Origin of the sequence: Parafilimonas sp., from assembly GCF_047606085.1 — a bacterium.
Lineage (GTDB): Bacteria > Bacteroidota > Bacteroidia > Chitinophagales > Chitinophagaceae > Parafilimonas.
Genome location: NZ_JASGEX010000056.1, coordinates 75,907 through 84,340 on the forward strand (window position 1 = coordinate 75,907; position 8,434 = coordinate 84,340).

6 protein-coding genes are annotated in these 8,434 nt (G+C 42.6%); 3 read left to right on the forward strand and 3 right to left on the reverse strand.

Annotated elements, in window-relative coordinates:
* Positions 1–30: 30 nt before the first annotated feature.
* The 3 genes from QM629_RS05025 to QM629_RS05035 form a co-directional block, all read right to left on the reverse strand.
* The gene (locus tag QM629_RS05025; RefSeq protein WP_415157829.1) at positions 31–2,856 is read right to left on the reverse strand and encodes a M16 family metallopeptidase; all 2,826 of its coding nucleotides are present in this window, start codon (positions 2,854–2,856) and stop codon (positions 31–33) included.
* 285 nt (positions 2,857–3,141) lie between these two features.
* Positions 3,142–4,020 carry a transglutaminase family protein gene (locus tag QM629_RS05030; RefSeq protein ID WP_415157831.1) on the reverse strand — a complete coding sequence of 293 codons (879 nt, stop codon included), beginning with the start codon at positions 4,018–4,020 and terminating at the stop codon, positions 3,142–3,144.
* A gap of 8 nt (positions 4,021–4,028) precedes the next feature.
* Positions 4,029–6,566 carry a circularly permuted type 2 ATP-grasp protein gene (locus QM629_RS05035; RefSeq protein ID WP_415157833.1) on the reverse strand — a complete coding sequence of 846 codons (2,538 nt, stop codon included), beginning with the start codon at positions 6,564–6,566 and terminating at the stop codon, positions 4,029–4,031.
* A gap of 220 nt (positions 6,567–6,786) precedes the next feature.
* Between QM629_RS05035 and QM629_RS05040 the strand changes: the two genes are divergently transcribed.
* From QM629_RS05040 to QM629_RS05050, 3 genes are all read left to right on the forward strand, one after another.
* Entirely contained in the window at positions 6,787–7,092 is a 306-nt protein-coding gene (locus QM629_RS05040) for a type II toxin-antitoxin system RelE/ParE family toxin (protein WP_415157835.1), read from the forward strand.
* 14 nt (positions 7,093–7,106) lie between these two features.
* Positions 7,107–7,391 (forward strand): HigA family addiction module antitoxin, encoded by a 285-nt coding sequence (locus QM629_RS05045; protein WP_415157837.1) that lies wholly within the window; start codon positions 7,107–7,109, stop codon positions 7,389–7,391.
* A gap of 460 nt (positions 7,392–7,851) precedes the next feature.
* Positions 7,852–8,434, forward strand: a 583-nt coding sequence (locus QM629_RS05050) for a transglutaminase family protein (protein WP_415157839.1), incomplete at its 3' end; no start/stop codon positions are given.

An 8,434-nucleotide genomic window follows, 5' to 3' on the forward strand; every position in this document is an offset into this window, starting at 1 on the left:
GGCATTGCAAAAAATAATATAACAAAAAAATTAAGGCTTCTCCGGCATTAATACCGCTTTTATGTAATTGTTCATATTTAAATATTTAACAGCAGCGTCCTGTATATCTTTCACGGTTAATGCCTGCGCTGCTTCATTGTATTTTAATATCCATTCAGGGTTTTGCTTATCAATAAATGCACGGCTTAAATTATCAAGCCAGTAATCATTCGTTTTAATATCAACAGCATATTGTTCGCGTATATTCGCCTTCACTTTTTCAAGATAAGATGCGGCCACGCCATTCTGCTGCACATCTTTTATAATAGCAAATAATGCTTTTGTTAACGTGTCAACATTTTCCGGCGCACAGGGAAAACTTACGCTAACGCTGTAATGGTTATATGGCCTTGCCATGACGGAGCCGCCCATACCGCCGCCATAAATGCCGCTCATGGCTTCACGCAGTTGCTCGATTATTTTAATGTTCATCACTTCGGCAAGCATATCCAGCTTCAATGCATCTTCATAACTGAACTTGGTTTCACCTGTAAAGATTATCCGCACAAGGCTGCGCGGCTCATTGCCTTTCTGCACTGTAAAATTTTTAACGCCTTTAACCGGCCTTAAACCAACATCGGTGTATTTGCTTTCTTTTTGTTTGCCCGGCAAACTGCCCAGGTATAAAGCCAGCAATGGTTTGATGGAGTCAACATTTATATTGCCAACAAACGTAAAATGTATGCCATACATGTTGCTGAAAATATTTTTGTATATGGCCATAACTGTATCAGGATTGATAGCATCATAATTGGCAGGTTTGGGAATGCCATCAGCCCAGGGATTATTGTTGTACAAAACTTTCGTTAAGGTATCGCTGAAATAAGAATTGGGATTAGCCGCCAGGTTTTTAATAAACCCTTTTTGAGCAGATATAAAAGCCTGGAACAGGTTATCATCCCTTCTTGGAGCTGTAACATACAAATAAAGCAATTGCAGCATGGTTTCCAGATCCTGCACATTACAGTTGCCCTGTATGCCTTCTTCAGAATTATTGATATAAGGCTGCACGCCGGCTGTTTTTCCCGCCATGAATTTCCTGAGCTCCGTGGGCGACATATTGCTTACGCCCATGGACTGCACAATGGAAGCTGCATTAACAGCACTGTACTTTTGCGATAAGGGATAATTTTCGTAACCGCCCCAGCGCCAACTGTCAAACTGTATCTCATTATTTTTAAACGTGGTTGGCTTTATGGTTACCGATATGCCGTTGCTGAAAGCAATATCTGTTGTGCCCAGTGCATCGTTCTTTTTTTCGCTGATGATTTTTCCGGCTGTTGGTTTCTTATCAAGCAATGAAGTGCCAATGGCATTTTCCGTATAAGCCGTAACCGGCTGTTTATAGGCTTCACTGAGCATGGCCAGCAGGCCCGTATCGCCTGGAAGGTCTTTGGCTGTTTCAGGCGCCATTAATAAAGCAAATTTGCCCTGGCTGCTGTTCATTTTTTTAGCCACATCATTTACTTCGGCTAAGGTAATAGTGGGCAATACCTGCTGCAGAAACCTATACCGGTTGGTAATGCCTGTTATGGGCGTTCCTTCCAGGAAATTCTCAACATATCCACTCACAAAACGGGACGATTCGGTTTTATCGGCATCCTTATAAGCCGATTGTGTTTGGTTGAGCAAACTCATTTTTGCCCTGTCCAGCTCCGATTGAAGAAAACCATATTGTTTTACGCTTTCTGTTGTTTTAATAAGCGAATCAATAGCCGGTTGTGCAGGTTTGTCGCCAAGGAAAATGAACGAAGTAAAAGCCCTGTAACCCCGTATGAAGCCCTGGAAGCTCGTTCCGGCAAACAGGAAAGGCGGGTTGGCCTGCTGCGTTAATTCACTCAACCGCTGGCTTATAATGGAATTGAACAAGCCTTCCACAACAGATTGCCGGTAATCAGCCCAGGTTACAACCGGCGTGTCTTTTTCAACATAGTTAAATACCTGCAGAATGGTATTGGTTTGTTCTTTATCCGTTAATACCACAGCCTTGCTTTCTGTGCGAACAGGCACGTCAATAACAGAAGGCCTTTGCACCTCATTGGCAGGATTGGTAAAATGGCTGAAATGTTCTTCAATCTTTGCTTTGGCAACGGCAGGGTCTATATCGCCCACCACAACCACCGCCTGCAAATCGGGGCGATACCATGTTTTATAAAAACGCTCCAGTGTTGCAGGCTTAAAATTTCTTACCGTATCATCAATGCCAATTGGCAACCGCTTTGCATATAAGGAGCCGTTGAATAATTCAGGGAAGTATTTAGCGCGCATACGTTCGCCGGCGCCTTTGCCCAGGCGGCTTTCTTCCAGCACCACACCTCTTTCTTTATTGATCTCTGTGGTATCAAGCAAAGCATTACCGGCCCAGTCTTCCAGTATGGTAAACCCGCTGTCAAGTTTCGCCGCATTATCAGAAGGGATAGGCAGTATGTAAACAGTTTCATCAAAACCTGTGTAAGCATTCAGGTCGGCGCCAAATTTCACGCCTATTGATTGCAGGTAATTCACGATCTCATTTTTAGGGAAATGCTTCAGGCCGTTAAAGTTCATATGCTCCATAAAATGGGCAAGGCCCTGCTGTGATGAATCTTCCAGCACAGAGCCGGCATTTACCACAAGCCTTAATTCCACTTTGTTCTCAGGCTTCCTGTTCTGACGTATGTAATACGTCAATCCATTAGGCAGTTTGCCAACAATAACATTACTGTCAACAGGCACTTTATCATTAAGGTTAAACTGTGCATGGGCAGCATATACAAAAAGCAAGGCTGTTACTAAACATAAAAGTTTAGTGATAAAGGTTTGAATTGGTTTTAACATAAGTAAGTTTTATGGTGATAAATGTATGTGTTAAGGCTGAATAAAAACCAATGTTTTGCCACAAAACTTACCAGGGCGCGAAAAAAATTAAGCTTTAAAATCAGGGCATTATGCCTTTGATCCTTCGTAGGATAAAATCTGAAGCCTCCGTAACCCGGGCTAAAGCCCGGGTTTTCCGGTCAGGAATGAAGACAAATATTAAATTCTGTTTTGCAAAAAATTATAATGAGGGCGCTTTGTTCAACCGGCATAAAACTCGCATCCGCATTATGCGCGGCTATGTATTCAGGCCATTCTTTTTACATCAACAGCTACGCTTAATTCATGTGCACCGCTGCTTTGTATTACGCCTTTCAGTGGCGTAACATCGGCATAATCCCTGCCCCAGCCAATAGTAATATGCTGCAGGGCAGGCATTATATTATTGGTGGGATCAAAATCGAACCAGCCGGCATTGGGTATATAAACAGAAAACCATGCATGCGAGGCATCAACACCTATGAGCTTTTCTTTTCCCTCGGGCGGCAGGGTTTCAAGATAACCGCTCACATATTTTGCGGGCAAACCCATAGCGCGGAAGCAGGCAATGGCAAGATGTGCAAAGTCCTGGCAAACACCTTTCCGCTCACGCATTACCTTTGATAGCGGCGTGGCAATGGTTGTAAATTCAGGATCATATTCAAATTCAGTATAAATGCGCTGCATAATATGCGCAGCAGCTTCAAATAAGGAGCGCCCGGGCGTGAACGACTGCCACGCGTATTGTATTATTTCATTCGTAATCTTTGTATAAGGCGTTTCATACACATACTGCCTCGCTTCAAAATTTTCATCGCCGGCCTCTGCCATCAGCCGCTTTGTTTCTTCCCATGCAATGTGTTTATAAAAATTAAAGGTGGGCGTTTGCTGAATATATTTTTCAACGGTTGACTGAATGGTTACCGTAAGCGCCTTATGTTCTTTTTGTATGGCGAAATATATAACCCTGTTGCCAAAATAATCATCGTATTCCTGCAGCACATCCGGCTCCGGCGTAATTACAACGGAAGCATGTTTGCAATGCTGGCCGTTAATATTGCGCAACAACAGTTTTGCCATATTATGGCAAAGCGTTACCGGCTGGTGATAAATATATCTTGTGGTATGTGTTACCTGGTATTCCATAAAAATGCTTAATGAAACAACTGCTTTTGTGTTTGAGCATGTTTAAAGTACATGATTGAAACCGCATTATGCACCTTATATAAAAGTGCATTAATATTTTTTAAAAAATTTTCAAGGTTCCGGTAATGTTGCGTTTCGTCATTCAGTACAGATAAATGATCCTTATCAGCCAGCTTAATTTCAGCATACGCTTCAAACGAAAGTTTTTCATGCTGCATGAGCGAATGCCCGTTGTATATTTTGGGCAGCCGCGATAAATAATTTTTTAACCGCTCCACCTGATAAATTAATGAACGCGGGTTATCGGCATCAAGCAACATTAATTCCAGTATCAATGGCAGCTTTATGGACGCACGGTATTTAAAACGGTAATTCATCATGCATTCATTGCTGTTTAAAACAACTTCCTGCAAAATATATTCAATGGCATCATCCTGTTTTTGCAGCAATGCCGATTGCATCATTGAAGTAAGCGAAAGGCTTTGCTCAATTTTACGGCCTGCATCCAGCAGTTCCCAGCCCTGGTTGCGGGAAATGCTTTCGCGGTTTAAGCTTATAAAGGCCATCATCAATGTAATAATGTCATCAGCCACATCAAGCATTTTATAATGGCCTGCGTATTGTACAGCGGAAGCCTGCTGCCATGCATCTTCCATTTCATGCAGCACACGCCAGGTATCAGTTGACCAATAACCCGTAACTGCATAAACGGCCTTTGTAAAACAACTGATGTTGTAAGCAAGCGAGCCAATGCGCTTTGCATCAAATAAAACACTTTCCAGTTCTTTCCACGGGTTATTTATCTTATCATCCTCATTATCTTCAAAACCGGGATAAGTATGCGTATATCTTGTGAGTGATAATAACAAACTTGCCTTCAGCCTGTAATCATCATCAATAAAAGCATTGTTGGCTTCTTCCACATACTGCATGATGGTTCTTATAAAGCGGGCATTGCCCAGCACACGCTCTGCATACCGGCCTACCCAGAATAGGTTTTCGGCAGTGCGGCTTGAAAGCACTGTTGATTTATAATTATCGCCTTGTGCGTACAAAAAATCATATTCCGTATTTATGCGCAGCGGGTTGCTTTCCTGGTCTGTTAATACCCACGTGTCTTTGCTGAAGCTGCCTGTTTGGTTTGATATAAACATATCTTCTTTATTAAGCGATGTGCGGGTGAGGCCGCCCTTCATTACGGTATAAGTTTCATTATTGCTTACGGCAAAGCTTCTGAACAAAGCCGTGCAGGGCAATACCTGTCCTTTTACCCATGCCGGCGATGAACCAATATCAATTTTTTCCTGTCCCACGTATAAATGCGGCTGTGCGGTTATTTGTTCTTTTAATTCCTGCAGTTGTTTGTTGCTTAGCATGGTGCCATCAACAGAAGTTCTTACAAACGGGTCCCGGTATATTTTTTTTATTACGAGCGAAGAAAGGTTATCCAGCACATACTGCAGCTCATGCGGCTGGCCGCACCACCAGGAAGCAATGGTGGGAAGTTTTAAGTCTTCCGATAAAAAATACCGCGATATGGCATGCAGGAAAGGGTTTAATGCAGGGTTCTCCACCACGCTGCTGCCAAGTGGGTTGGCAATGCGCACGTTGCCACAGCGCACAGCCTGTAATAAACCAGGGATACCTAACTGAGAATCTGTCTTCAGTTCAAGCGGGTCGCAATAAATATCATCCACCCTTCTTATGATCACATCCACCTGTTCAAGCCCGCCCAATGTTTTCAGCCACACAAAATTATCCTTCACCATCAGGTCGTCGCCCTGCACCAGCGTAAAGCCCAGATGGGTTGATAAAAAAGCATGTTCAAAAAAAGTTTCATTGCTTGGGCCGGGCGTAAGTATAACAATCCTTGGCTGCCCTTTCTGGTGTGGCGCCATGGTGTTTAATGCCGTTCTTAATGCATTGAAGAAGGGGGAAAGCCTGCGCACTTTTAAGCCTCTGAATAATTCCGGCACGATGCGCGCCATAGCCATGCGGTTCTCCAACGTGTAGCCAAAGCCTGATGGGGCCTGCGTCCTGTCGTTCAACACCCAAGTGTTGCCATCTTTTCCCCGCACCATATCAGCCGAATAGATGGTGAGCAAATGTTTATCACTGTACTGAATGTTGCAGCATTCGCGCAGGAAACCGGTATGGCCGTAAACAATTTCCATCGGCACCATGCCGTCTTTTATCAAATGCTGCGGCCCGTAAACATCCTTCAGGATAAGGTTGAACAATTCTGCTCGTTGTATTAAACCAGCTTCAATTTTTCTCCATTCATTTTTATTGATGATGAAAGGAACCGCATCCAGGTTCCAGGTACGGTGCAGGCCGGAAGGGTCGCCATACACATTATACATTACACCGTTCTCTTTCAGGAAGCGTGCAATGTCGTTGCTGCGGCTAAGCATTTCTTCCCTGCCGAGCTGGTTAAAGGAATGGAAAAAAGTTTTCCATTGTGATAAGGTTTCAGCATCACTATCAAAATAATGCTGCTGAAAAAAAGACTCTTCCATAGAAACCTGCGCGGGTTCAAACGTCATGCTTTGGTTTTAAATCTAAAAAGTTGCCTGCTTCGGGGTTAAAAATAGCAAATAAAATGCAAGCCCCGTACTGTGGAGGAGAAATACAGTTTTTATGGTGCAATAAAAAATGATTACTCCTCAAATGATCATTCCTCTGAGGTTTCGGCTATGGTGAAACACCAACCGGCAGAGAACAAAACGCATTGTTTGCTTTTAAGTATTCACTATTTTTGTGAACATGGTTGTTTTGTTTGAGAACAAAAAAGTATTGGAATTATACAGGCTTGAAACCACGGCATGCGTAGCAAAATACAAATTTGCAAAGCATATCATAGAAAAATACAAGCTAAGAATAGGCCAATTAATAGATGCTCCTGATTTAAAAACCATTGCACAAATTAAATCGCTGAACCTCGAAAAACTGAAAGGAGACAGAAAGGGGCAACTTTCTATAAGAATGGATAGCCAATTCAGGATTTGCTTTAGAGAAGTGAACGAAAATGAAATAGCCGTGGAAATATTGGAATTAACAGATTACCATTAAATAAAAACAAGAATATGAAAACAGCAAATGAAATAACGCCGACACATATCTTTCATCCGGGTATAGTATTGGGTGAAGAACTTGAATATCGTGGGCTTACCCGCCGGGAAGCAGCTAAATACATGAGCATATCACCTACCGTATTGAGTGAAATTATTTCCGGCAAGCGCAATATAACAACAGCTCTTGCCATTAAAATTGAAAATGCGCTTGGCATAAATGCCCTTTTCTTTTTAAATATGCAGGTGAGATACGAATATTATATACTAAAACAACAAATGCGAAAAAAGGCGGCTTAATAGAAACACAGTAAAGAAACCGAGCATGATAATTTTTTCTTACACAAGGGGAATGTACGTAGCGAGGTTCCCTGTCTGCCCGACAGGCAGGCATGAGACCATTGAAAAATCAAACTTGTACGAATGAAAACTATCGCAAAGCATCATCCCACTTAAGCAGCACGATGCCTGACAAACAATACGCTTAAAAATCACGCAAATCTCCTTTGACTTCAATAATAATTTTCAGCGTGTGGAAATAACTCAGCCAAAAATCCATATCGCTGCTGGCTGTTCATTTCCCGTATCCGGATAAACCTATTTTTACCTGAAGTTTTTCAAGCATAAAAGGCTTTTGCTCTTTCACAATATGCAATATTTCGCTTTTACCCGGCTACAAAATCAGAAATGTGCAGATTAAATAAAAGATTTTATTTTTATTGCATTAAGATTGCTGCCATATCAAAACCAATACTTGATTATGGCAATACGCGTAGCTATCAAACACAAAACCACGTATCATTACGACAGGCCGGTAAGCCTGTCGCCGCATATTTTCCGCTTACGTCCCGCGGTGCATTCACGCACGCCCATTGAAGCCTATTCATTTAAGCTCAAGCCGGAAGACCATTTCATTAACTGGCAGCAGGACCCGTTTGGCAATTTCCAGGCAAGGGTTGTCTTTCCGGAAAAAACAACCGAACTGGCCATTGATGTGGAAGTGATAGCCCGCATGGAAGTAATAAACCCATTTGATTTTTTTGTGGAAGAATACGCGGAGAAATTTCCGTTTGCATACAGCACGCAACTGCAGAAAGAACTGGTGCCCTACCTCGAAACAGAAACACCCGGCCCGCTGTTACAACAATGGTTAAATAATGTTGACCGCAGCGAAAAAGGCATTGTTGATTTTCTCGTGTATATCAACCAAAAACTAAATAAAGATATTGCCTACACCATACGCCTTGAGCCCGGTGTGCAAACACCCGAAGAAACACTGGGCAGGGCATTGGGATCCTGCCGCGACAGCGCCTGGTTACTGGTGCAAATACTAAGGCATCTCG